This window comes from Sulfurospirillum sp. 1307, from assembly GCF_054408545.1.
The window spans coordinates 451,958-476,390 of the sequence record NZ_CP176011.1 but is presented as its reverse complement, the minus strand read 5'-3'; the positions used below and the strand labels follow the sequence as shown (position 1 = coordinate 476,390).

Annotated in this window: 22 protein-coding genes and 6 tRNA genes; 7 read left to right on the top strand and 21 right to left on the bottom strand. The window is 32.6% G+C overall.

What is annotated here, in order from left to right; translation table 11 throughout:
• Window positions 1-77: 77 nt before the first annotated feature.
• From ACKGJI_RS02505 to ileS, 7 genes are all read right to left on the bottom strand, one after another.
• Window positions 78-743 (bottom strand): HesA/MoeB/ThiF family protein, encoded by a 666-nt coding sequence (locus ACKGJI_RS02505; protein ID WP_458701685.1) that lies wholly within the window; start codon window positions 741-743, stop codon window positions 78-80.
• A gap of 14 nt (window positions 744-757) precedes the next feature.
• The gene (locus tag ACKGJI_RS02500; protein ID WP_458700981.1) at window positions 758-1,555 is read right to left on the bottom strand and encodes a carbon-nitrogen hydrolase family protein; all 798 of its coding nucleotides are present in this window, start codon (window positions 1,553-1,555) and stop codon (window positions 758-760) included.
• A complete protein-coding gene (gene xseB, locus ACKGJI_RS02495) occupies window positions 1,552-1,731 on the bottom strand; it encodes an exodeoxyribonuclease VII small subunit (RefSeq protein ID WP_458700980.1) in 180 nt (59 codons plus the stop codon). The genes ACKGJI_RS02500 and xseB overlap by 4 nt, the downstream gene beginning before the upstream one ends.
• Window positions 1,732-1,784: 53 nt before the next feature.
• A complete protein-coding gene (gene metX, locus ACKGJI_RS02490; RefSeq protein WP_458700979.1) occupies window positions 1,785-2,876 on the bottom strand; it encodes a homoserine O-acetyltransferase MetX in 1,092 nt (363 codons plus the stop codon).
• Window positions 2,876-4,324, bottom strand: a complete 1,449-nt coding sequence (guaB, locus tag ACKGJI_RS02485; protein WP_458700978.1) for an IMP dehydrogenase — start codon at window positions 4,322-4,324, stop codon at window positions 2,876-2,878. Before guaB ends, metX begins: the two co-directional genes overlap by 1 nt.
• Window position 4,325: 1 nt before the next feature.
• Window positions 4,326-5,687, bottom strand: a complete 1,362-nt coding sequence (gatA, locus tag ACKGJI_RS02480) for an Asp-tRNA(Asn)/Glu-tRNA(Gln) amidotransferase subunit GatA (RefSeq protein WP_458700977.1) — start codon at window positions 5,685-5,687, stop codon at window positions 4,326-4,328.
• A 112-nt stretch (window positions 5,688-5,799) separates the two neighbouring features.
• Window positions 5,800-8,544, bottom strand: coding sequence for an isoleucine--tRNA ligase (gene ileS / locus ACKGJI_RS02475; RefSeq protein WP_458700976.1), 2,745 nt, complete (start codon window positions 8,542-8,544; stop codon window positions 5,800-5,802).
• Between the two features lie 90 nt (window positions 8,545-8,634).
• On the opposite strand from ileS, the gene ACKGJI_RS02470 reads away from it, so the two are divergent.
• The 7 genes from ACKGJI_RS02470 to ACKGJI_RS02440 all read left to right on the top strand — a co-directional run bounded on the left by ACKGJI_RS02470 (window position 8,635) and on the right by ACKGJI_RS02440 (window position 10,393).
• Entirely contained in the window at window positions 8,635-9,723 is a 1,089-nt protein-coding gene (locus ACKGJI_RS02470; protein ID WP_458700975.1) for a CinA family protein, read from the top strand.
• 92 nt (window positions 9,724-9,815) lie between these two features.
• Window positions 9,816-9,891: transfer RNA gene (locus ACKGJI_RS02465), tRNA-Lys, on the top strand.
• A 10-nt stretch (window positions 9,892-9,901) separates the two neighbouring features.
• Window positions 9,902-9,977 (top strand) — tRNA-Glu (locus ACKGJI_RS02460).
• A 21-nt stretch (window positions 9,978-9,998) separates the two neighbouring features.
• Window positions 9,999-10,074 (top strand) — tRNA-Val (locus ACKGJI_RS02455).
• A 9-nt stretch (window positions 10,075-10,083) separates the two neighbouring features.
• Window positions 10,084-10,160: transfer RNA gene (locus ACKGJI_RS02450), tRNA-Asp, on the top strand.
• A gap of 71 nt (window positions 10,161-10,231) precedes the next feature.
• Window positions 10,232-10,307: transfer RNA gene (locus ACKGJI_RS02445), tRNA-Lys, on the top strand.
• Between the two features lie 10 nt (window positions 10,308-10,317).
• Window positions 10,318-10,393, top strand: a tRNA-Glu gene (locus ACKGJI_RS02440).
• Here the strand turns inward: ACKGJI_RS02440 and ACKGJI_RS02435 are convergent.
• From ACKGJI_RS02435 to ACKGJI_RS02370, 14 genes are all read right to left on the bottom strand, one after another.
• Window positions 10,394-10,759: a hypothetical protein gene (locus tag ACKGJI_RS02435; RefSeq protein WP_458700974.1), complete on the bottom strand. Its 366-nt coding sequence runs from the start codon at window positions 10,757-10,759 to the stop codon at window positions 10,394-10,396.
• Window positions 10,760-10,893: 134 nt separating this feature from the next.
• On the bottom strand, window positions 10,894-14,019 hold the full coding sequence (locus ACKGJI_RS02430; RefSeq protein WP_458700973.1) for a cytochrome c biogenesis protein: 3,126 nt from the start codon (window positions 14,017-14,019) through the stop codon (window positions 10,894-10,896).
• Window positions 14,020-14,182: 163 nt separating this feature from the next.
• Window positions 14,183-14,878, bottom strand: a complete 696-nt coding sequence (locus tag ACKGJI_RS02425; RefSeq protein WP_458700972.1) for an ABC transporter ATP-binding protein — start codon at window positions 14,876-14,878, stop codon at window positions 14,183-14,185.
• A complete protein-coding gene (locus ACKGJI_RS02420; RefSeq protein ID WP_458700971.1) occupies window positions 14,871-15,638 on the bottom strand; it encodes an ABC transporter ATP-binding protein in 768 nt (255 codons plus the stop codon). Before ACKGJI_RS02420 ends, ACKGJI_RS02425 begins: the two co-directional genes overlap by 8 nt.
• Window positions 15,635-16,666 (bottom strand): branched-chain amino acid ABC transporter permease, encoded by a 1,032-nt coding sequence (locus ACKGJI_RS02415; RefSeq protein WP_458700970.1) that lies wholly within the window; start codon window positions 16,664-16,666, stop codon window positions 15,635-15,637. The genes ACKGJI_RS02420 and ACKGJI_RS02415 overlap by 4 nt, the downstream gene beginning before the upstream one ends.
• Before the next feature lies 1 nt (window position 16,667).
• Window positions 16,668-17,480: a branched-chain amino acid ABC transporter permease gene (locus tag ACKGJI_RS02410; protein ID WP_458701684.1), complete on the bottom strand. Its 813-nt coding sequence runs from the start codon at window positions 17,478-17,480 to the stop codon at window positions 16,668-16,670.
• Window positions 17,481-17,671: 191 nt separating this feature from the next.
• Window positions 17,672-18,790 (bottom strand): ABC transporter substrate-binding protein, encoded by a 1,119-nt coding sequence (locus ACKGJI_RS02405; RefSeq protein ID WP_458700969.1) that lies wholly within the window; start codon window positions 18,788-18,790, stop codon window positions 17,672-17,674.
• Between the two features lie 119 nt (window positions 18,791-18,909).
• Window positions 18,910-19,539 carry a nucleotidyl transferase AbiEii/AbiGii toxin family protein gene (locus ACKGJI_RS02400; protein WP_458700968.1) on the bottom strand — a complete coding sequence of 210 codons (630 nt, stop codon included), beginning with the start codon at window positions 19,537-19,539 and terminating at the stop codon, window positions 18,910-18,912.
• On the bottom strand, window positions 19,502-20,545 hold the full coding sequence (locus ACKGJI_RS02395) for an REP-associated tyrosine transposase (protein ID WP_458700967.1): 1,044 nt from the start codon (window positions 20,543-20,545) through the stop codon (window positions 19,502-19,504). The genes ACKGJI_RS02400 and ACKGJI_RS02395 overlap by 38 nt, the downstream gene beginning before the upstream one ends.
• A 70-nt stretch (window positions 20,546-20,615) precedes the next feature.
• On the bottom strand, window positions 20,616-21,134 hold the full coding sequence (locus ACKGJI_RS02390; RefSeq protein WP_458700966.1) for a c-type cytochrome: 519 nt from the start codon (window positions 21,132-21,134) through the stop codon (window positions 20,616-20,618).
• Between the two features lie 132 nt (window positions 21,135-21,266).
• Window positions 21,267-22,319 (bottom strand): major outer membrane protein, encoded by a 1,053-nt coding sequence (locus ACKGJI_RS02385; protein WP_458700965.1) that lies wholly within the window; start codon window positions 22,317-22,319, stop codon window positions 21,267-21,269.
• A 176-nt stretch (window positions 22,320-22,495) separates the two neighbouring features.
• Window positions 22,496-23,650 carry an OprD family outer membrane porin gene (locus ACKGJI_RS02380; RefSeq protein WP_458700964.1) on the bottom strand — a complete coding sequence of 385 codons (1,155 nt, stop codon included), beginning with the start codon at window positions 23,648-23,650 and terminating at the stop codon, window positions 22,496-22,498.
• A gap of 198 nt (window positions 23,651-23,848) precedes the next feature.
• Entirely contained in the window at window positions 23,849-24,190 is a 342-nt protein-coding gene (locus ACKGJI_RS02375) for a type II toxin-antitoxin system PemK/MazF family toxin (protein ID WP_458700963.1), read from the bottom strand.
• Window positions 24,177-24,404: a ribbon-helix-helix protein, CopG family gene (locus ACKGJI_RS02370; RefSeq protein WP_458700962.1), complete on the bottom strand. Its 228-nt coding sequence runs from the start codon at window positions 24,402-24,404 to the stop codon at window positions 24,177-24,179. Before ACKGJI_RS02370 ends, ACKGJI_RS02375 begins: the two co-directional genes overlap by 14 nt.
• Window positions 24,405-24,433: the final 29 nt, after the last annotated feature.

Below are 24,433 nucleotides of genomic sequence, written 5' to 3'. Positions count from 1 at the left end.
TTTAATTTCTCCTCATACTTTAGAATTCTAACAAAAAAACAATTTTAATTCAAATTTAATACTACTTCAAGTCCAAACTAAATAGGCATACCAAATTTTTGAGTAACTAACTCACCATCATCATTGATGTAAAGATAATACAATAAATCTTTTTTTACACTTAGCCCAGCTAAATACCTCAAAGCTAAATTAGCTTGAAGTGAAGCTATATGCATAACAATTGGCGCTGCTATTCCTGCTGGTGTTTTTTTCTTTATTTTAAATGCTTTGAAATTACTTTTTTCAAAAAAACAAACTTGACCATTAAAAGCTTCAACTGAACCATAAATCCAAGGTGTATTTTTTTCTCTAGCATACTCATCTATCAAAGCTCTAACAGGTAAGTTATCTGTTGCATCTAAAATCAAATCTACTTTAATATCTTTTTTGCTAAACTCTTCAAAACTCTCTACATGTACAACAGTTTTTACATAAGGACATCTATCTTCAACTAATTTACCTACAATTTCAGATTTATACTTTCCCTCATCGCCAACTTTAAATGCAATTTGCCTATGTATATTATGTACACTTACCTCATCAAAATCTACTAAATGAATTTTTCCTATACCACTAGAGCCTAATGAAATCGCAAGAGAACTTCCAAGTCCTCCACAACCAATAATTGCAATTGATTTATCTTGTAATGAAATTTGAGTTTCTTCTCCCCAGAGCTGAACTTGTCTGTGAAAATATTCTAACATTTTATCCTTATTTATCATATCATATTCCTTTTGCTAAGTGCTTTTTTCCAGCCCCATGTCTTTCTAGCACTATTTAACTCATCTTTTGAGATATTAGCTATCAAAATCTCTTCTTGATGTCCCAAACTAAGCTCAATCTCTCCCCAAGGAGAAATCAAATTACTATGACCATAAAATCTCCACTCATTTTGCTCACTATCTTTATAAACTCCTACTCTATTGGCTCTTAGTATATACACACTATTTGTAAAAGCCCTCATCTTTAAAAGTTCATTCCATCTAGCACTAGAATCAAATGTTGAAGCAGATGGAGATAATATTACATCAATTCCTTTTTGAAAAACTTGACCAAAAGCAATATCAAAATGAGTTTCAAAGCCATTTACAATTCCAAATTTAACTCCATCTATACTAAAAGATGGTAGATTAAAGTCACAAATTTCATTTGAAAAAAACTTTTCTTCATTCCAATGTTTATAGTTTATCAAAAATTGCTGATCATAATAATGAATGGATTTTGGTGTAACTTTTATGGTTGATTTATAAAACTCGCCACTCTTTACATGTACAATAGGCGCAACAACACTCAAATCATATTTCAAACATAACTCTTTTAAAACTTTTATCTTATGATTTGACTGCTCTTTTATCATACTTTTTGGAGTTAATTCTAACTCCTTAAAAAAACTGTTAAGTGCATACTCACTAAGAAGCAACAATCTTACATTTTTTTGTTGGCAAATTCTAAAATAATAATCAAGCTTTGCACTACTCATAGGCAAAGTTGAAAGTTGCAAAGCGGCTACTGTCATTTATCTTCCTGAAGAGTTTTATACTCCAATTTAGCATCTTCTATCATCTTAGTAGCTTCATCTAAAAGTTTCAATCCATCTTTGTACTTCTTCATACCATCAGCCAAACTTAGTTTTGGATTTGATAACTCTTCAAGTATTTTTTTTGCATCTTCTAATTTCTTTTCAAATGACATAATTTCTCCATTAAATAAGCGAAAGTTTACACTCTTGTAAACTGTAGCATTGACTATGAACGCAAAGCCTTTTCTATATAAAAATCAAACTTCTCATACTCTATCAAAAATGCGTCATGCCCATAATTACTATCTATACAAACATAATCCACCATTTCACCTCTTCCCATATCTACTAGAGTATCTCTTATCTCTTCCATTTCACGAGGGCGAAAGAGTTTATCCTCTTTAAAAGCGATCAAAGTCATTTTTGCTTTTATATGATGAAGCGAATGAGCAAGTGAATCATAGTTTCTTGTAGCATCAAATATATTCATAGCTTTTATGATGTAAAGATAACTCAATGGATCAAACCTTTTAGCAAAACTATGCCCATTGTACTGCATATATCTTTCTACTTCAAACCTACCAAAGAGTTCATACAAACCATCTGTTGCTACATAGTTTCTTCCAAATTTTTTATCCATTGACATAGGAGATAAAAAGCTTATATGACCTGCCATCCTACCTACTGCAAAACCAAAAAGCCCCTCTTCTTTAAAATCATCCTTATCATATTGACCATTTTTAAATCTAGGATCATTAATGATACCCTCCATAGCCAATCGATTAAATGCAATAGCCCAAGCTTGAGTAGCATAAGTAGAAGCTATTGATATAATCCTATCAGTAAATTCTGGATACTCAACTGCTGTACATAAAGCTTGCATACCACCCATCGAACCACCAATTACAGCGTGAGCCTTTTGAATACCTAACCTTTTAAAAAGCTTCATTTGCGCAGCTACCATATCGCTTATTGTGATGACTGGAAATTTTAATCTAAGAGGATTTTCTCCGCTCATTGGTCCGGTTGAGCCAAAGCAGCTTCCAAGCACATTTGCGCAAATTACAAAGTATTTAGTTGTATCTAAAATCTTCCCATCACCAATTAATGGATCCCACCAACCAGATTTTTTATCACCCTCATATCTACCAGCTGCATGATGATTTCCTGTGAGGGCATGATAGACTACAATAGCATTTGATTTATCTTCATTTAGTTTTCCATAAGTCTCATAAGCTAATTCAAAACCATCTAAAATACGACCACTCTCAAGGTAGAGTGGCTCGTTAAATTTTTCTACTGTAGTGGTTATGAGCATTAATTAACTCTATAATTTGGTGCTTCGTGTGTGATTATTACGTCATGAACATGGCTCTCTTTTAACCCTGCACTAGTAATTTCAACAAATTCTGCTTTTTCTTGATAATCAGCTATATCTTTAGCGCCAACATAACCCATAGAAGATCTTAATCCTCCAATTAGTTGGTGAACAACACTTTTTACACTTCCGACATAAGGAACTCTTCCTTCAATTCCTTCAGGAACTAACTTATCGGCTGCTGTTCCTTCTTGAAAGTATCTATCAGTGCTTCCTTTTGTCATTGCCCCAATACTTCCCATACCACGATAAGTTTTATATTGTCTTCCTTGATATGTAATAAGCTCTCCTGGACTCTCATCAGTTCCTGCAAGCAAACTTCCAATCATAACACAATCAGCTCCAACAGCAAGGGCTTTTGCAACATCACCAGAGTACTTGATACCACCATCAGCAGTAACTGGTATGCCATGTTTCTTACCAACTTCGCTACACTCTTCAATAGCACTTATTTGAGGAACTCCAACACCAGCTACTATTCTGGTAGTACAAATACTTCCAGGTCCAATTCCAACTTTTACCCCATCAACACCAGCTTCGATTAGTGCAAGTGCAGCCTCTTTTGTTGCAATATTTCCAGCAACAACATCTACATCCAAAGTCTCTTTTATTTTTTTAACTGTATCAATGATACCTTTTGAGTGACCATGAGCAGAATCAAGAACTAAAACATCAACTCCAGCTTTTACTAAAGCCTCAGCACGATCAATCTGACCTACACCAATAGCAGCTCCTACTCTTAATCTTCCAAATTCATCTTTATTTACATGTGGATACTCTACTCTTTTTTTCAAATCTTTTATAGTAATAAGGCCTTCAAGTTTATTGTTTTCTCCAACAACAGGAAGCTTTTCTACCTTATTTGTTCTAAAAATCGCTTCAGCTTCATCTAGAGTTGTACCCTTTTTAACTGTAATTAATGGCATTGGAGTCATAGCACTTGCTACTTTTTTATCATAGTCAGTTTCAAATCTCAAATCACGATTAGTTAAAATTCCTATGAGTGTATTATCATCATTTACAACAGGAACTCCAGAAATTCTATACTCACTCATAATATCAAGTGCTTGAGATATACTATCATCTGCTTTAACTGATATTGGATCAATGATAATTCCGCTTTCACTTTTTTTAACTCTTTTTATCTCTCTTGCTTGAGATTCTATATCCATATTTTTATGAATTATTCCAAGGCCTCCAAGTCTAGCCATCATAATAGCAGCTCTATGCTCAGTTACTGTATCCATAGCAGCTGAAACTAAAGGGGTGTTTAAAGATACATTTTTACTAAATTTACTTTTTATATCAACCTGTTTTGGTAAAATTTCAGAGTACTTTGGTACCAACAAAATATCTTCAAATGTTAATGCTCTTTTTCTAATTTTCATATTATTTCCCCTTTAAAATTTTCTCTAAGCTAAAAGCACCGTCAAACAATGTTTGTTCATCATAAGCCTTACCTATAAACTGTGCACCTATTGGCATTCCTTCTTCATCTTTTCCAACAGGAAGTGAGATAGCTGGAAGCCCAGCTAGGTTTACTGAGATAGTATAAATATCTTGCAAATACATCTCAAGTGGATCACTCTTACTTCCAAATTCAAAAGCAGTTGTTGGAGTAACTGGAGCAAAAATCAAATCAGCTTCATTTAAAATAGCTTCAAAATTTGACTTAATCAAATGTCTAGCTTTTTGAGCTTTTATATAATAAGCATCATAATATCCACTACTTAAAACAAAAGTTCCAAGTAAAATTCTTCTTTTAACCTCTTCACCAAAACCTTCACTTCTAGTTTTAAAATACATATCTTTTAAGCTAGAGCTATCTGCTCTATTTCCATATCTTACACCATCATATCTTGAAAAGTTTGCACTAGCTTCAGCAGCTGCTATGACATAATAAGTTGCTATATCATACTTTGAGTTAGTTAAATTTTTATAAATTATTTTATGCCCAGCATCTTCTAATGCACTTATTGCTTCTTTGATGCTTTTTTGAACTGATTTATCTGCTTCATTTAAGTAGTTTTCTATAACAGCAATAGTCAGTTTTCTATCGCTATCTAATTTATCACTAACTTTTTGATGAACAATATTTGCACTTGTTGAATCTTTTGGCTCGTGTCCAGCTATGATATCATAAAGAATTGCAGCATCTTCTACATTTTGAGTAATTGGGCCAATTTGATCAAGCGAACTTGAGTATGATGCAAGTCCATAACGACTAACTTTTCCATATGTTGGTTTCATCCCCACACAACCACAAAATGCCGCAGGTTGTCTGATACTTCCTCCAGTATCACTTCCTAAAGCTGCTATTGCAATCCCAGCAGCTACTGCTGCTGCACTTCCGCCACTACTTCCTCCTGGCACTTTTTTAGTATCATTTGGATTTAATGTTTTTCCATAAAAGCTACTTTCAGTTGAACTTCCCATTGCAAATTCATCCATATTTGCTCTACCAAATGGAGATAATCCACTCTTTAGCATATTATCAATCACAGTTGCATTATAAGGAGCGATATATCCTTGAAGTATATTTGAGCCACTTGTTATACTCCAACCATTGACTTGAATATTATCTTTTATCGCAATTGGTATACCTTCGCCATACTCACTAATTGGCTGATTTGTTAATTGCTCAATATATGCACCAATCTCTTTTTTTTCTTCAATTTTTTTCTTTAAATCTTCTCTTAGGCTCTTTATCTCTTCTTTGCTTAAACTTAAGGCTTCCTTTAAAGTTATCAAAACTACTCCTTAACTTTTTTCATTTTTACAAAAATTATCCCAACAACTGTTAGTCCAATTAAAATAGCAATTGTTTTTAGGATAAAACTAAATTCAACTGGATTTTCAAGCATTACACAACCTCACTACATCTTGGACATAATCCATCTTCTTCTTGTGCTTTATATTTCCAACATCTAGGGCACTTATGTTCACTTGCAAAAACAATTTTAAAAACCTTACCATCAACTTCAAAACTACCAAGAGCTTGTGATTCTGATACATTTTTTACACTACTACATGTAAACCAATCTTCCATATCAGTTTGAGAGTAATCAAGTACTTCTTTTGCTCGTGTAACTAAGCTTAATTCTAAAGTTGATTTTATAGTCTTGTCTTTTTTCAAAGTATCAACAATCTCAAAAAACTTTTCTCTTGCTTCGCTTAAAAATTCAAAAGGAAATTCTACTTCAACCTCATCAAGTGGCTTATAAACCAAATCAAAAACATCACTTGCATCACCTTTGATGATACTTGGGGCATGCTCTAAAATTTCATCAACTGTGTATGTTAAAGTTGGAGCTATTAAAGCTAAAAGTGCTCTTGCGATAAGAGCAGTTGCACTTTGAGTCGAAAGTCTTATCTCATCATCTTTTGCATTACAGTATAATCTATCTTTTGAAATATCAAGATAAATTCCACTAAGCTCAACCGTTACAAAATGATTTAAAAGGGAAAATCCTTTTGCATACTCATACTCTTTAAAATAAGCTTCTACCTTATCAAAAACATTTTTTGCTCTGCTTAGTATCCATTTATCTAAAATGCCCATTTTTTCATATGGTAAAATCTTTTCTAATCCATCACAGTTTGCTAGTAAAAATCTACATGTATTTCTTAGTTTTCTATACTGTTCACTTACTTGTTTAAGTATACCATCACTTATTTTTAAATCAGTTGTATATTCACTAAGACTTACCCAAAGGCGAAGAATCTCAACTCCATATTGCTTTGCAACTTTATCTGGAGCTACTACATTTCCTTTGGATTTACTCATCTTTTCACCCTTAGCATCAACAGTAAAACCATGAGTTAAAATCTTTTCATAAGGAGCAATTCCTCTTGCTGCAGAAGAAACTAGAAGTGAGCTTTGAAACCAGCCTCTGTGTTGATCGCTTCCTTCAAGATACATACTAGCTGGATATTTTCCTGCATCATATTCACTTGATTCTAAAACTGCTCTCCATGTGCTTCCACTATCAAACCAAACATCAAGGATATCCATAACTTTTTCTAAGTTGTCTGGATTATAGCCACTCTCAGGATATAATAAGTCTTTTATCTCCATATCCCACCAAGCATCAGCACCTTTTGTTTCAAAAATCATTGCAACATAATTTAAAACTTTTTCATCAAAGATTGGCTCACCTGTCGTTTTATCTCTAAAAAATGCGATAGGAACCCCCCAATCTCTTTGGCGAGAAATACACCAATCTGGTCTATTTTCAATCATAGTTCCAAGTCTATTGATACCACTTCTTGGATAAAATCTTACATTTTGAAGATTACTTGTAGCAATCTGTCTTAAAGTTTTTTCATTGTTTCCAAGTTCATCCATAGAGATAAACCACTGTTTTGTAGCTCTATAAATCACTGGTTTATGAGTTCTCCAGCAAAATGGATAGGAGTGAGTAAACTTAGTACATTTTAGTAAACTATCACCTAAAAGCTCTAAAATTCTCTCATTTGCTTTAAATATATGTTCCCCAACAAAAGCATCAGGCAATAAATTCTCTCTTACAACACTTTCATCATAGCAACCTCTCTCATCAACAGGCATTATAACTTCAAGATTATATTTAAGTCCGACTCTATAGTCATCCTCACCATGCCCAGGAGCTGTATGAACACATCCACTTCCACCATCCATAGTTACATGCTCACCTAAAATCAAAAGTGAATCACGACCATTTAGTGGACTTTTTGCTTTTAAATTTTCTAGAATTTTAGCTTTAAATGTTTTTACTATTTCACCCTTTAGTACTTCTTGCTCAAGCAAACTTTCATATAATGCTTTTGCAACAATATAGCCATCGCTTGTTAAAACATAATCTTCTTCAGGATTAAAACTAATCGCCATATTTGCAGGAAGTGTCCAAGGAGTTGTAGTCCAAATCACTACACTAGCCTCTTTAACTTCTAAAACTTTTAATGCTTCTTCTTGTAAAGAATAAGCAACAAAGATTGAGTAATCTTCTTTATCCTCATACTCAACTTCAGCTTCAGCTAAAGCAGTTCTTGCTGCCCATGACCAATAAACTGGCTTACTTCTTTCAATCAAAAGCCCTTTTTTAGCCACTTCGCAAAGAGCTCTATAGATGTCAGCTTCAAATTTAAACTTCATAGTCATATAAGGATTTGACCAATCCCCTATAACACCTAAAGATTTAAATTCATCTCTTTGAATATCTATAAATTTTCTAGCATGCTCACGGCACAACTCTCTAATCTTACTCTTAGGTAAACTCTCTTTTTTTTCTTTTCCTATCTTTTTTTCAACTTGTTGTTCTATTGGAAGCCCATGACAATCCCAACCTGGAACATATCTTACATCTTCACCAAAAAAGTAATGAGTTTTAACTATAATATCTTTTAAAATTTTATTTAGCGCATGACCTATATGAATATGTCCATTTGCATATGGAGGTCCATCATGCAAGAAAAATTGCTTTTTTGCCTCTTTTCTATTTGCTTTCATTTTGTTATAAGCATAATCATTTTCGAACCATTTTGCATATCTTTTTGGTTCATTTTGAGGAAGATTTCCTCTCATCGCAAAACCTGTCTTTGGCAGGAGTAAAGTATCCTTGTAGTCCATTTTGTTTATCCTGTTTCTATAAAATTATGCGATTATATCTAAATAGTACTTATGATATAATTATAGTTAAAACTAATCCTAAGGAATAATATGTCATCAACTCTTGTAATCGTAGGAAAAACCATTGAGATAAATAAGCCATTTTTAGAGTATATATACTCCCAAATTCCTCTACATGTAGAAAAAATTATATTTTTGCAAAAGAGTGATAAAAACATCTTTGAAAACATTGAAAAAATTATCTCAAAATCACAAAAAACTCTAATAGTAGCTTCCAATGACAGTTTTAATCTAATCGGAAAAGTTTTATCAACTCTAAATGAAGATTCACTAGAGTTAAAAGAAGATACTCTTATCCCTTCAAAATCAACAAAATTTGAAAAAAATAGTTATTTGATTGAGTATAATGACAATATAGTTAATGTAATTTTAGCTAAAGAAAATGAAACTTTATCAACAATCCTTTTAGAAGACAAAATAGAAGCTACAACTTTTTCGCTGATTGGCCTTGATGAAGATACTGCTAAAATCCTTCTAAACCCTTTAGCTGAAACTTACGAGATTAAACTAACTTCAACTTCTATAGTAGAAGGATGGAGCTTAATAGAAGCTACAACTTACAAGTATGGGAACATTGAAAACTTTATAAAATCAGTCCAATCTCTATTTCCTGATAAATTTATAAACTCAAGTGATATTGAACAGCATATTGTAGCTTCACTATCAAAAGCAAATAAAACTGTAAGTGTTGCTGAGAGTTGTACTGGAGGAAAGATTGCTTCTATGATTACAAGTGTAAGTGGCTCATCCCAAGTATTTAATGGAAGTGTAGTAAGTTATGCTAATCATATAAAAAGAGGATGGCTAGGAGTTAGTGATGACACTCTAAAAAGTTATGGAGCAGTGAGTGAGCTTTGTGTAAGAGAGATGTTAGAAGGAGTTTTAAAACTTAGCAATTCTGATTTTGCTATGGCAACAAGTGGAATAGCAGGGCCTAGTGGAGGAAGCAAAGAAAAGCCAGTTGGAACTGTTTTTGTAGGAGCTAGAAATAAAGAAGGTGATGTAATTATAGAAAGACTTTTGCTAAAAGGAGATAGAAAATATATCCAAACTCAAAGTTGCTACCATGCTTTTAGGCTTCTTTTATATGTTGGAAAAGAGATTTTTTTTAAAATTTAAAAAAATTTGCAATTTTTTTCAAAAAACTCTTGACAAATGAAATATATTTGTCTATAATTTCACCCTCATTACGAGATACAGCAACAAAAGATGACTCGTTAGCTCAGCCGGTAGAGCATCTCCCTTTTAAGGAGGTGGCCGTTGGTTCGAATCCAACACGGGTCACCATTTTTTGTGCGACCCCATCGTCTAGTGGTCCAGGACCCCGCCCTTTCACGGCGGTAACAGGGGTTCAAATCCCCTTGGGGTCGCCATAAAATTAGTTGCTATTATTTGGTCGCTTAGCTCAGTTGGTAGAGCGCCACCCTTACAAGGTGGATGTCACAAGTTCGAGTCTTGTAGCGACCACCATTTTCATGCGCGGCGGTAGTTTAGTTGGTTAGAATACCGGCCTGTCACGCCGGGGGTCGCGAGTTCGAGTCTCGTCCGCCGCGCCATGATATTTACTCCCAAACATTCCTTAATTTATCTTCTGATTATGAGTTTAAGTTAAGATATTTCATTTTGTGACTCGTTAGCTCAGCCGGTAGAGCATCTCCCTTTTAAGGAGGTGGCCGTTGGTTCGAATCCAACACGGGTCACCATTTTTTGTGCGACCCCATCGTCTAGTGGTCCAGGACCCCGCCCTTTCACGGCGGTAACAGGGGTTCAAATCCCCTTGGGGTCGCCATTAAATTCTATTGGCTCTTTGCCTTAATCCTTCGTTTTCATAAATATCAATTTCCATAGAATATTCAGGATTTGCTTTTTTTAATTCTTTATTACAAAATGCAATGAGTTTTGGATCTGCATTTTTATGGCTTGCTATTAAAAGAACAAAATTCAAATAAACTTTAGACTCTTTAGGAAGTTTTCCTTTTATCTTTTTAGGAAAATGAAGTTCGCGAGAAACTTTGAGTATTGCATTTGTAAGATCATTTCTAGTAGAGTTTCTATTTGCAGCAATTTCTACCATATCTTCTATCTTGTACTTTTTTTTATTGGGAATTGTTGTAGTATTTTTAACTTTTTTAGTAACTTGTGCTTTTTTTCGCATAGAGGAAACAACCACAACTAAAACCAAAATGACAATAAAAGATATAGCAATTATAAGTGAAATTATTAAACTTTTTTCTTCCATGTATTTATTATATTAAAAGGGGGCTTAAAATTTGCCCCCTTTTTGATAGATTATAGTGGTTTTGCTATTTTTCTATTTCTAGTAGCTAGAGCTATAACTAAAGCTACAATTGCAACTGTATAGTAAACAAATGTAGGAATTGGCACAGGATCACCTGCAGCATATGAATGCATTCCTGAAAGATAAAAGTTCACCCCAAAATATGTCATTATAATTGAAGCAAAAGAAACCGTAGAAGCAACTGCAAATGCAAATTGATTATTTAAAGATTTAACAAATCTCATATGAAGCACTGCAGCATAAATTAGGATTGAAACTAGTGCCCAAGTCTCTTTTGGATCCCATCCCCAATATCTTCCCCAACTCTCATTTGCCCAAACTCCACCTAAGAAGTTTCCAACAGTAAGTAAACTAAGTCCAAGAATCATTGCCATTTCATTGATTCTTGTTGCTTCTGTTATATTTCTATCAATTTCTTCAGCTCTTTTATTTTTAGTATTTTTACCTCTTATGATAAATAAAATCATTGTAAAAAATCCAAGTAATCCACAAAGTCCTAAAAATCCATAACTAGCAGTGATAACTGATACATGTATATTTAACCAATATGATTTTAAAACAGGTACCAATGTTGTAATTTGAGGATCCATCCAACTAAGGTGAGCAACAAATAACGTAACTCCAGCTAATATAGAAGTAAGTGCCAAAGATACAATTGATTGTCTAGAGAAGAATAATCCAGCAAGCACAATTGCCCAAGCAATATAAATCATAGATTCATACCCATCACTCCAAGGAGCATGCTCTGCTATGTACGCTCTAAGACCCAATCCAAAAGTATGTGCTACAAAACCTAGTGCAACAATAAAAAATATAATTTTACTTACTAATCTTAATGACATAGTCGGTTTTATCATTTTTGCAAAAATTGAAAAAAGTAATATCAAACCACTTAAAAGATAAACTGGTGTTAATCTATCAAAAATGGCAGCCTTATTAAAAAACTTTTCTGCACTAATTCTGCTAGGGCTAGGCATGATATCCGAAGCGTATTGTTCTTGATATGATTTTATTTTTTCGACTGCCTTGTTAGCACTACTCCAATCTCCACTTTCAACACCTTTTGAAAGACCTTCAAAATAACTAGCTAAAAAATGCCTAACATCGTCACTCTCATCTTTAGGAAAAAGAGAGATTGCACTCTTTGGACTATACCATTTATGATTAGGATCTCCTATTTTTGGAATCATTTTAAACATTTCACCAGTATATACAAAGTATACAATATTAACTCTCTCATCAACCTTTATAACATCTTTATCAAATTTATTTCTGTTTACAGGCTTTTTTCTATTTGCCTCTTCTGCATATTTTTGTAATTTATAAGCAAAACTTCCATCTTTTTCAAAAAAGTCATTAAAAGTTGCTTTTTTAACATTTTTAGGAAGTCCCAAAAGCTTTTTTAATTCTGGATGAAAAACATGAATCATTGGTTCATTCTGCCATTTTGCAGGATCGGCCATCATCCCTAAAATTACCTGGTTTGCACTCAAACCCTTATAGGTTGATTTTCTATAAACTTTATTTAACACTTCAGTAGATACAGTATCGATAGGTTTAATTCTACCATCTGCACTTTGAACTAAAATTTCTCCAAATTTATCTGCATGCGCTTTATCATACACTCCTAACTCAGCTGCTTGAAGTGAGTTAGAATTTAGCATACTAAAAAGTGCTAAAAATGCTATTATTGTTGATTTCATTTTAACTGTATCCCTTTGAATCAAACTTGAGAGTTTTCTAAATCTACTTTTTGGATTTAATAAATTTAAAAACATACCTAAAGACAATAAAATATAACCAATGTACGTTGGCCATTTACCAGGATCACTATTGACTGAGAGTATTGTACCTAACTCATCTGTATCATAAGATGCTTGGAAAAATCTAAATCCTCGATAGTCTAAAACGTGATTCATGTATATTCTAAAAGGCATATTTACACCCTTTTCCTTATCAACTACCTCTACTTCACTTGCGTAACTCATAGGAGACATGCTTCCAGGATACCTATCAAGTTGAAAATCAATTAATTTTATTCCAAATGGTAAAACATAGATTTGAGATCCCCACTCAAAAGAAAATTTATCTCCAGCTATTTCTACCTGCTTAGCAAATCCTTTGCTTCCTTTTCCTCTACCAAACATAGTAACTTCTTTTGTCTGTCCTTTATAATCAACTTCTACTACTAAAGCAGATAAAGCATTTTTATTTCTTTGCATAGGATTTTTATCTTGTACAACTTTTTTAACGCCTTTTAAACCAATAAATTTTGGTGCAAAATTAGTATCATGTATTGTGTATAATTGCCCTCCTATAAAAGGATATTCTTTGTTTGCTTCGTACTGTCCTCTTTTATTTTCAACCATTTTAAACCAACTAATTGGCTCACTTGATTTAAAATAAAATTTACCATCATCTTTTGTATAAAAATTTACTACTGGTCTATCTCTAACTACAACAGGATTGTTAAAACTAAATGTAACAGCATTATCAAGAGTAACTTCTCCATCACCTAATATAACATTTTTTGCACCCATTGAGCCACTTACCATCATAGAGATAAGAGGTTTTCCATTTGGATCATCCACTACTGATGTTGTTGCATTTGGTATAAAATTTTTATATTTTATAGTAGCAATCTCTCCATCAACATTTAGCTTCATATTAAAATCATTATCACTAATAGCTGAAATTGTCTTCTTTTTAGCAACACTATATGTTTTACCATTTTTACTAGCACTTGCTTGAATATAACTATCACTAGAGACTACACGATTTTCAATATTTCCTTCTCTAATGTGTAAGCTTCCTTCATATCCCATATATCTAGTAATTCCAGCTCCAATTAATATAACAACAAACCCTATATGAAACATTGCAGATGGAAGTTTTGACATCTTGAAAACTCTGTATTTATATAAATTATAAATAATTGATATTCCAAGGTAAACTTGAATAAATTCAAACCATTTAGACTCATAAACAAGCCCCCAGCTTCCTGCTGTACCAAAATCATTTTCTATAAACGTAGCTACACCACTTGCTACTGCAAATAGAAGCAAAAAAACTATAGCCACTTTCATAGACAATAAACCCTTTAGAAAAGACTTCATAAAACTCCTTTTATAATACTCTAAAGAATACTAACTTATATTTTTAAACATTTAATTAACACAAGAGAAATTTTAGCTAAAAAGAGTTAAGTAAAGCAGTGATATATGTCAAGAAAGTATACCTAAGTAAATATTTCATTACTTAGGTATTTATATTTAGTTTTTATCCACCAAGATATTTTTTTCGTATGTTATCATCGCCAATCATATCTTTGGCAACTCCTTGCATTGCAATTTTTCCATTTTCTAATACATAAGCATAATCAGAAATTTTAAGTGCAGCAAAAGCATTTTGTTCTACCAAAAGAATTGTAATTCCTTCTTCTTTTAGTTTAGTAATAGTCTCAAAAACTTCTCCAACAATCTTTGGAGCAAGCCCAAGGCTTGGCTCATCTAGCATCAAAAGTTTTGGCTCACTCATCAAAGCTCTACTAATCGCAAGCATTTGTTGCTCACCTCCACTTAGTGTTCCTGCCATCTGATTTCTTTTTTCTTTTATGCGAGGGAAAAGATTGTACATAACATCTCTTAATCTCTCATATGCTTCATCATTGTTAAAAGCACCCATTCGAAGATTTTCTTCAACGCTTAAATTTATAAAAACTCTTCTTCCCTCAGGAACTAAACAAAGCCCTTTTTGAACTAGAGTATGAGTTTTATGTGTTACTGTGTTAAATCCTGTAAATGTAACTTCTCCTGTTCTTTTAACACTATTTAATAATGCTTGCAAAGTTGAAGTCTTTCCAGCACCATTGGAGCCAATCAGTGAAACAATTTGTCCTTCATCTACTTTAAAATCTATTCCTTTTACAGCCTCTATAAGACCATAATACACATGTAAATCCTTAACATTAATCATGACTGAAATCTCCTAAGTAAGCTGCAACAACTTCTTCATCTTTAATTGCATCTGCTGGTTTTCCTTCAAATATGGTTTTGCCATAGTCTAATACCAAAACCTTATCGCATAACTGATTTACAAATGTCATATCATGCTCTATTAAAAGTATCGTCAAATCAAAATCATCTCTTGCTTTATATATCAAGTCTGCCAGCTCTTTTGTTTCAGCTGGATTCATTCCAGCTGCTGGTTCATCTAAAAGTAATAGTTCTGGATTTGTAGCAAGTGCTCTTGCAATCTCAACTTTTCTTTGTTGACCGTAGCTAAGATCAGTCGCCTTATAATCAGCAAACTCAGCAATTCCAAGATAATCAAGTATCTCCATAGCTCTTTTTTTAATTCTTTTTTCTTCTCCAAAAAATCTTGGAAGTCTAAACATACTCTCCATATATGAGTATTTTGCTTGAAAATCAAAGCCAATTAAAACATTGTCCATTACACTCATAGAAGAAAAAAGTCTGATATTTTGAAAAGTTCTTGCTATGCCTTTTCTAACAATCATATGCGGCTTTAGTCCTTTAAGGCTTTCTTGCCTAAAAAATACTTCTCCTTCAGTTGCAATATAATTTCCAGTGATGATATTAAACATTGTAGTTTTTCCAGCACCATTTGGCCCAATAAGTCCAAATATCTCTTTTGCTTCAACACTAAATGTAGTATCTTTTATGGCAGTTACCCCACCAAATTTCATCGTTACATTTTTAACTTGCAGTGTCATTTTTCACCCCTTTTTTTAAAGAGGTCAGTAAGTTCACCTTTTCCCATAATCCCTTCTCTAGCAAAAAGCATTACAAATATAAGTATGAGTGAAAATACAACCATCCTCATACCAGGCATCGCTGGAGTTTGAAAAAATCCAAAGTTCATTGGTTCATCTAAAAATCTCATCCATTCACTTCCACCAATGACCAATACTGTACCAATTATCGCTCCAGTCGTACTTCCTAGACCTCCAAGAACTATGATGATAAGTAGTTGGAAAGTAAAGAAGAATGTAAATAAATCTGGTGAAATACTAGTAAGAAGAGCAGCTAGTAAACCTCCTCCAACTCCTTCAAAAAATGCACTTGTACAAAATGCTAAAGTTTTTACTTTAAATGTATTAACTCCCATTGCAATCGCAGCATCTTCATCATCTCTGATTGCTTTCATTGCTCTTCCATACTTTGAGCCAACAACATTTAATATCCCAATAACTGCAAAAAGAGCAATACCACCAGTCCAGTAGAGATTGGAATACTCTGGTATGTCATTTAAACCAAGTGAGCCATTTGTAACTTCTGGATTATTGATAGCTATAATTCTGATGATAAAACCAAATCCAAGCGTTACAATAGCTAGATAATCACCTCTTACTCTAAAAACAGGAAATGAAAGTGCTAAGGCCAAAAGTGCAGAAAAAAGGCCAGCAAAAAACAAAGCCCAAATAAAATTTGCATGCAACATTAAAACCCATGGATATGGATCTTCAATATCATATTGATACTCTTTAGCATCTGGACCTAAAAGTAAAAGAGCAGCTACATATGCTCCAACTGCAACAAATCCATTTGGCTCCAAAGAAAACTGCCCAGTAACCCCATTTATAAGGTTATAACTAACTGCCAATATTATAAAAATAGCAATATTATTTAAAATCCTAACTGTATACTCATCAAAGTGAGTAGAAGCAAACCACATAAACCAAAGTGTTGTTGCTACTAATCCTAAATTTATCCATTGATCTTTTCTTATAACTAAACTCATATTAAAACCTACTCTTTTCAAAATCGTAACCCAAAATTCCAGTTGGTTTAAAAAGTAAAACTAAAATCAAAAATACAAATGCAAAAGCATCTTTGTAACCACCAAGTTCAGGTAAAAAAGCGATAACTACAACTTCAGTAAATCCTATGATAAATCCACCAACAACTGCTCCCGCAACGCTTCCTATACCACCAACAACAGCTGCTGCAAATGCTTTAAGACCTATCAATACTCCCATCATAGGTTCAACCGATGGGTAATTAACTGCCCAAAATATACCGCCAATTGCCGCAAGAGCTGAGCCTATTCCAAAAACTATCATGATGATTTTATTGGCATCTATTCCCATTAGATTAACTGTATTGACATCAAAAGCAAGTGCTCTAATTGCCATACCATATTTTGTTTTAAAAAGTACCCAAAGTATAGCTACTAATAAAACCAAGGTTATAATTGGCACCATAAGAGCTGAAACTGGAAAAGTCAATCCAAAAACACTTATAATGTTTTCCATATAAGCTGGAACTGGAAATGGTCTTGGAACTCCTCCAAAAAAGACATTGATAACATTTTCAAGAAAAAAGCTTATACCGATTGCTGTTATTAAAAGTGAAATTTTAGGAGCCGAGCGAAGTGGCTTATAAGCTATCTTATCTGTTAGCATCCCTAGAGCTGCTGAGCCTAAAACAGCTAGTAAAACTGTTGCTGCAAAAGGAAGATTTAGCACTGCAATTCCTAAATAACCCAAAAAGGCACCTACCATCATAATATCGCCGTGAGCAAAGTTTATGAGTCTTAAAACTCCATATACCATTGTGTAACCAATAGCGATTAAAGCATACATACTGCCAAGGCTAAAGCCGTTGACCATTTGTTGCATAAATACTGTAAAATCCATTAATACCTATCCTTCAATTATTGCATATCTTATAAAAATAAAAATTCGCAATTTTTACATGTATAAGATTGGGGAATTTTAGGAGGCAAGATTTGCCTCCTTTTTAATTATGGGTTTACTGTAGCTTTATATACAGCTTTTCCATTATTGATAGTTTTAATTACTGCTGAACGAGTAGCGTTACCTGATTTATCTATATTGATAACTCCTGAAACTCCCTCAAAACCTTTTGTTGATTTGATTTTCTCATTGATACAAATGCTATCAGTTGGATCATCACATTGATTCATTGCATTTACTAAAACAAAGTAAGTATCAGCTCCAAGTGCAGTAAAAGATGGTAACTCTTTCTTACCAGTTTCTTTTGCGTATGAAGCTATAAAATCTTTTGATTTTTGTGTTGGAGGTGCAGAGTAATCAAAGAAATCTGTATACATGTAACCTTCAACTGCTTTTCCACCTAAATCAATAAAAGTTTGATTTGCAACACCATCTCCTGAGAACATTGGTTGATTTAAACCAACTTGCTTAGCTTGACGAGCTATCATAGAAGCTTCTGGATGGTAAAGTGGTAAGAACATAAAATCAGGATTTAATGTTTTGATTTGAGAAACCACAGCTTTAAAATCTTTGTCACCTGAAGTTATTTTAATCTTTTTAACTATCTTTCCACCAGCTTTTTTGAAAGCTTTTTGGAATGCTTTTGCAAGTCCTAGTGAATAAACTTGAGCTTGGTCAACTATAACAACAGCTGTTTTTAAACCTAAATCTTTATAAGCATAGTTTGCTATAACTTCACCTTGAAAAGAGTCCATAAAACAAACACGGTTTGCGAAGTTTCTCTTTGCAGTCAATTTATCATTTGTTGCAACTGAAGCAATAACAGGGATTTTTTTCTTTTCAGCAACTGCTATAGTTTGAGCAGTATTTGTACTTGTAAGTGCTCCTAGGATTGCTACAACATTATCTGAAGTAATAAGTCTAGTTGTCGCAGTTGCAGTTTCAACTTTATCACCCTTGTTATCAACTAGTACCAACTTAACAGTGTCGCCGTTTTTAAGTTTTGGCTGAAGTTTATTTGCCAATACAACTCCATCATAAGTTGTTTGACCATAAGCCGCAAGCGGACCACTCATAGGCATAACAGCCCCAACTTTTATCTCCTTAGCCATTGCACTAGACGCAACCAATGCAACAGAAGTAGCTAATATAGCTAATCTTTTCATATAGACTCCTTCATTATTTTATATGATGGTAGATAATACTAAAATTATCTTTAAATTTAGCATATTTTTAGTGACAAAATTTGTTTTTTTTAATGATTGTGGTTAATTGTAACAATAGTTTATTGTAGTTTTTTTATCTCATTTTGAAAAAAATCCCTAATTTCTTTTTTTGTTATTTTTTCTTCTGGATAAAGATAATCTATGTTGTCATCTTCTATATCATCAATATACAAAAGAGATGCTAAAAAAAGCTTCAGTGTTAATCCATCTAAAATTTTTATACTTTTATCAAAGATAAATTGTATACCTAGCTCTTTTACCAAAAAGTACAAATCATAATAATCTCTATATTTAGCCCTTAAAAACAAAACATTAACTTTCATTGCAGATATTGATGCTATGGAGGATAAATTAAATTTTTTTATCGTATTTGGCTTCAAAAAATCCCATTTGGCATTAAAAAAAGTTACCTTAACTCCATTTAGTAGTAGATCAATCTGTTCATTTGATTGATTTATTATTTCACTAGTTTTAAAATTTTTTATATATTTGTAAATTTCTTCTTTGTCAAAACTATCTTCATAAGTAAAAAAATCTAAATCTTCACTTTTTCTGTGTTTTAAATGTAAAGCAAGTGCTGAGCCTCCAACAAGAACATACTTATGCAAAAAAGGACAATCATCACTAAGTTTATGTAAAATTTTTGTTGTATTAGGAAGCAAGAAATCTGAGTTTTTCAAATCTAGCATTTTTAAGTCCCTTAAAGTAGTCACTCTCTACATCCATATCAAAAAAAATTCTTGCAATCATTAGATTTGTTTTGATAAACCTCTGATCACTCATAACTTTTTCTTCCCAAATTTTTCTCATAATTCTTTTACCAAAAAGTTTAAATGCTAAAACTATATCATAAAAATCTCCATACTTTAACAGATATTCTACAAACAGACTCTCACTTGATTTATCATATATAATGTCTTTGCTATAGCTCCAAAAAATACCTTTCTTTTTTAATTTTTCAAATAGTTTTGATTTTTCATTGTATCTCTTATAAATCTTTGAGATTGAAACTACAGAAAGTTGTAAATAATTTGCAATTTGAGTTTGAAGATATCCATCTTTTATGGCATTTGCTATTGCAAACTCTCTATCGTATTCTTCAAAGTAACTATGAAGTTCTTTTTTTGATTGTTTTAATACTTTCTTATCTTTGATTTTTAGCTTTGCTGAAAAAAGTTCATCTATTTTTTTTAAATCATCTTCATTTGGCTTACTTTTTAAATCGATGTTATCCATTAATGAAAAATCAAAACAGTCATAAGCTATCTTTTTACTACTCATTGACCACTGATATTGACCAATATTTTGTGTTATTTTTGCTTTTATTGGATTGTATTCTATATATTTTATTACACTAGATAAATAATTTTCATCATATATATAAAAGGATCTAAACCTACCTTGCCACAAAGGTCCTACTCTTTTATATTTTTTATTGAAATAGATACTATATCTGGAGTTTATCTGCCTCATAATCAAAGACAGATTTTCTTCTTGTATTTGGAGTAAAAGGTGGTAGTGATTGTCCATCAAACAAAATGAACAAACTTTAAAAGAGTAAGTTTCGCTACTTTCATCTACAATTTCGAGGAATTTTTCATAATCCTCTTTATCTATAAAAATAGTTCTTCTTTCTACTCCACGGTTGATAATATGATAAAAACCTATCTCATTAATTCTCTGTTTTCTTGGCATTTACTTTATCCTTAAGTAGGATTATAACATTTTTTAGTTAAAAGTAAATACCTGATACCCTTTACAACAACTACTGAAGATAGCTACTTTTTTCTTCAATTTTTTCTTCTACTTTCGTTGATTTTTTTTCATTACCAACTCCATGTAAATAATTATATATCGAGATTATTTTCTTTTCACTTAAGCCAACAACACTTGGCTGCATAAGTGATTTTAATGCTCCACCATAATGCATATCATTTTGATAAGCATAAATAGCAGTAATCATATCTTCTTTTGGTATGTCTTTTAGAATTCTACTTCCTGCTCCAGCTCCAACTTCCCCGTTCATACCATGACAAGATGCACATTTCTTTTCATACAATTTTTTGCCATCTATATCATAACTTCCACTACCTAGTATTGAGCTTACAATAGAATCATCTCTTTTATATACTTTTGCATCAATTTTACCTTCTTTAGAGTATTTCTCAACTAAGGCCTTTAGTTCTTTTGCAAATTCACCTTTTGCTTCAAATACATATTTATCTTCAGCAGCATATGTAAAAGCAACAAAAACAAATAGTAATGATAACAGAATTTTAAACATATTATTCCCTTCATATTATTGATTGAAGATTATAGCAAGATTTTCTTTATATAGGGCTTTGGGGAAATAAAAGGCAAAAAAAAAGCCAAGGTTAAAATAACCTCGGCTTTTTATAATATAATCTAAATTAAATTAGAAGTTATATTGAGCGTGGAATCTTGCAAGAGTCTTGTCATCAGCACCAGCTGCTACAGGATCTGCAGAACCATATCTTACGTAAGTTGAGAACTTCTTAGTCATTTGGTAACTAACTTGTCCATAGTATTGATCATCATAAGTACCATTGTCATAGCTTACATAACCAGCTTTTGCAGCAAATTTACCAAATTTTCCTGATACTTCACCAAAGTATGCACTCTCATCAGCTTCATTGATTTGAACTAGGCCATAGATACCGCCATAGATTAAATCGTTATCGCCTTCTGCTGAACCGTCAATTGTAACATCACCAGCATCTTTATCATTTGTAACGTATCCAACTCTTAAACCAAATGCATCCATTTTAGCAGAAGCTTGTACACGAATTGTACTTGCTGTTGGAGCTATTCCATCAGGATTTGCTTGAGCATACTGAGCTTTAAGAGCCACTGGTCCAACATTTGCTCCACCTTCTACGAAAATAAAATCTGCACCATTATTTGCACTACTATTTTCTGGATCAGCCATTACATACCATGCTCTAGCATTAAACATGTCATTTGCATAGATACCAGCTACCGCAGTTAAAGCATTTGTTACTGCTGAGTTATCTGTAAAATATGCAGCTGCAAGAGTTAAACCTTTTACAGGTGAACTAACAACTTTAAGACCAAGAGCAGCAGTATCATCTAGTGGAGTACCAGCATACATTCTACCTAAAGTAACTGTAGTTTTGTCAAATCCTGTATAGTTAAAAAATAGTCTATCTACCCATGGGTCAGCCGCTCCTGAAGTTCCATTCATTGGAGTACTCCAATCAGCTGTAAATCTTGTTACAAACTGAATATTTTCTTGAACTGGAGCAGTTAATTGTGCTCTTAATTCGATTTCACTGTATGCTTCAGCACCTGATGCATCATGTAATCTGTAGTGTGCATACCCGCTTAAATTTACACCTTTGATTGAATCTTCTAGTGAAGTTGCGTTTGCAGCGCTTATTGCGCCAACTGCCATGATAGCTGCCAAGCTAAGTTTAGCTAATTTCATATTTTCTCCTTAAGAAATTTAATTTACGAAAAGATTGTATCACAAAGTTTTGAAGAAATCAATAAAAAAGAGAAAAAAAGTAAAAAAAGTTACGATATTGTTACAAAAAAGAGTAAATGAGCGGTAAATGTAACTTATTTATCGAATTAGGGCTAAGATATAGCCCTAATTTTGCATTAGAACTTATAAGTTGCTTTAAACCAAAGTTCTTGCAAATCTGCATCTTTTCCTTGGTCTTCATAAATCAAATCTGTTTTGAGGCCTTTTAGTGCACCAGTGAATTTATATGAACCATATAGATTGTATCTAGTCTCTTCATATCCTGCATTTGCTTCTAGTGAAATATACCTTGCACCAACTTTAGCACCTTTTATTGCATAGTTTGCATCTATAGCATAAGCTTCAGCTCCAGCTTTGTTCACAATACCAACACTTGAACCTATCAAAGATTTTGTATAGTATGTACCATAAGGACCTTTTCCTACACCAGCTACGGCAGCATTATCGTCATTTGTTTTTGAGTAAGCTACATAAGCCTTAAGTCCGCCCATTCCTACACCAGCTTTTAGAGCGTAAAAATTTGAATCTTTTGATGTAGCTGCATCATAATTTGTATCATTGTATTGAGCTGCTAAGTTATAAGAAAATGAATCTTCTTTTCCTGCATATTTTCCTTCTAGATATACTAATTTAACAGTATCAGTTGCATCTGCATATTGACCTATTAGAGTTAATCCAGGGAAAGATTTATTGATAACTGCTAAAGTATAAGCACCATCATCATACACATCTTCAAATACTGCTATATTTCCACTTAAGTCTGTTCTAGATTGGTATTTATCTACATAAGCAGCTATTAATGTAGTTTTTGGAATATCTTTATTTACTAAAACAGCGCCCTCAAAAGATTCTTTAATCAATCTTGAACCACTACCAGCAACTAATGGAGTTTTGATAAACTGACGACCTACTTTAGCAGTTGTTTTGCCCATAGTATATGCTAAGTATCCTTCAGAAAGTACTGCACCTGAGCCATACATATCTTTCTTAAAAACATTTTTAGCATCACTATTTGCAAATGGTGATGCAGAAGATTGGAAAGTTGCACCAAATTTAAATCCCTTAAATGAGCCAGTTACATAGTTTAGCATAACACCAGTAGTAACGATATCAGCTTCACTAGCTCCTTTATCTCTATCAAAATAGTAAGCTTTTAATTCGCCCTTTACCTTACCATTTTTAAATGCATCAACAAGATTATCTGAAGCAAAAGAACTAGAACCAAGTGCCAAAACTGAAACAACAGCCAAACTAATTTTAGTTAATTTCATGAATTCCTCCTAAAAAATTTAAAAAAGTTTACCAAAATGAAAGATTAATGTCAATAAATATTAACTTAAATAAATTATTTTAATTTAATTTATTTATAAATAAATATTTTTTACTTTATTTGCTTAAAAGGGGTCATTGCAAAACGAAGTTTCTGTGAAAACTTTAAACTTTTGTAAATCTTTTCTGATATTTCCGAATCAATCTATGATGTCATCTAATAAAGTTTTGATTTGATACAATTCTTGTTCATTTAATGTTGCTAGTTTTTCTATAAATCTACTGTTATCAACTGATCTTATTTGTGCGATTAATAAATCTGAATCTTTTTCTAATTTTTCTCTTTTATTAATTCTATACCTAAGAGGTTTTGCATCATCAATAAGAGAAGTTGACAGAGGGATTATAATAGTTGTGGGATAAGTACTTTTGTTTAAAATGTTATTTTGAAAAATCAATACAGGTCTTGTTTTGCCAACTTCATTTGATTTTTTAGTGGGATTTAAATTTGCAAGCCAAATTTCACCTTTAGAAACCATCATCAAGTGTTCCTTCTAGCAAAACTGATTCTTTTTCATCTACTCGTTTTGTTCTTTCTACTGCATCTAACATTCTTTTTTCTTTTGTTTTATTTACATTGTTAGCGTAAGCTTCAATAGCTTCTCTTATGACATCACTCTTTTTTTTGTTTAGCGTTTTTACTAACATTTTTAGTTTATCTTCTAAATGTTTATCCAATCTTACTGTAGCCGTCATAACAAACTCCTGTATTTTGTAATACAGTA

Coding starts and splice junctions, on each gene's coding strand:
- ACKGJI_RS02375 (WP_458700963.1), bottom strand. CDS start 24,190: ATGATGGTTTCTAAAGGTGAAATTTGGCTTGCAAATTTAAATCCCACT.
- ACKGJI_RS02380 (WP_458700964.1), bottom strand. CDS start 23,650: ATGAAATTAACTAAAATTAGTTTGGCTGTTGTTTCAGTTTTGGCACTT.
- ACKGJI_RS02405 (WP_458700969.1), bottom strand. CDS start 18,790: ATGAAAAGATTAGCTATATTAGCTACTTCTGTTGCATTGGTTGCGTCT.
- ACKGJI_RS02430 (WP_458700973.1), bottom strand. CDS start 14,019: ATGAAGTCTTTTCTAAAGGGTTTATTGTCTATGAAAGTGGCTATAGTT.
- ACKGJI_RS02505 (WP_458701685.1), bottom strand. CDS start 743: ATGTTAGAATATTTTCACAGACAAGTTCAGCTCTGGGGAGAAGAAACT.
- ACKGJI_RS02400 (WP_458700968.1), bottom strand. CDS start 19,539: ATGCTAGATTTGAAAAACTCAGATTTCTTGCTTCCTAATACAACAAAA.
- ACKGJI_RS02415 (WP_458700970.1), bottom strand. CDS start 16,666: ATGAGTTTAGTTATAAGAAAAGATCAATGGATAAATTTAGGATTAGTA.
- ACKGJI_RS02395 (WP_458700967.1), bottom strand. CDS start 20,545: ATGCCAAGAAAACAGAGAATTAATGAGATAGGTTTTTATCATATTATC.
- ACKGJI_RS02410 (WP_458701684.1), bottom strand. CDS start 17,480: ATGGTATATGGAGTTTTAAGACTCATAAACTTTGCTCACGGCGATATT.
- ACKGJI_RS02420 (WP_458700971.1), bottom strand. CDS start 15,638: ATGACACTGCAAGTTAAAAATGTAACGATGAAATTTGGTGGGGTAACT.
- ACKGJI_RS02435 (WP_458700974.1), bottom strand. CDS start 10,759: ATGCGAAAAAAAGCACAAGTTACTAAAAAAGTTAAAAATACTACAACA.
- ACKGJI_RS02390 (WP_458700966.1), bottom strand. CDS start 21,134: ATGTTTAAAATTCTGTTATCATTACTATTTGTTTTTGTTGCTTTTACA.
- ACKGJI_RS02385 (WP_458700965.1), bottom strand. CDS start 22,319: ATGAAATTAGCTAAACTTAGCTTGGCAGCTATCATGGCAGTTGGCGCA.
- xseB (WP_458700980.1), bottom strand. CDS start 1,731: ATGTCATTTGAAAAGAAATTAGAAGATGCAAAAAAAATACTTGAAGAG.
- ileS (WP_458700976.1), bottom strand. CDS start 8,544: ATGGACTACAAGGATACTTTACTCCTGCCAAAGACAGGTTTTGCGATG.
- metX (WP_458700979.1), bottom strand. CDS start 2,876: ATGCTCATAACCACTACAGTAGAAAAATTTAACGAGCCACTCTACCTT.
- guaB (WP_458700978.1), bottom strand. CDS start 4,324: ATGAAAATTAGAAAAAGAGCATTAACATTTGAAGATATTTTGTTGGTA.
- ACKGJI_RS02370 (WP_458700962.1), bottom strand. CDS start 24,404: ATGACGGCTACAGTAAGATTGGATAAACATTTAGAAGATAAACTAAAA.
- ACKGJI_RS02425 (WP_458700972.1), bottom strand. CDS start 14,878: ATGATTAATGTTAAGGATTTACATGTGTATTATGGTCTTATAGAGGCT.
- ACKGJI_RS02470 (WP_458700975.1), top strand. CDS start 8,635: ATGTCATCAACTCTTGTAATCGTAGGAAAAACCATTGAGATAAATAAG.
- ACKGJI_RS02500 (WP_458700981.1), bottom strand. CDS start 1,555: ATGACAGTAGCCGCTTTGCAACTTTCAACTTTGCCTATGAGTAGTGCA.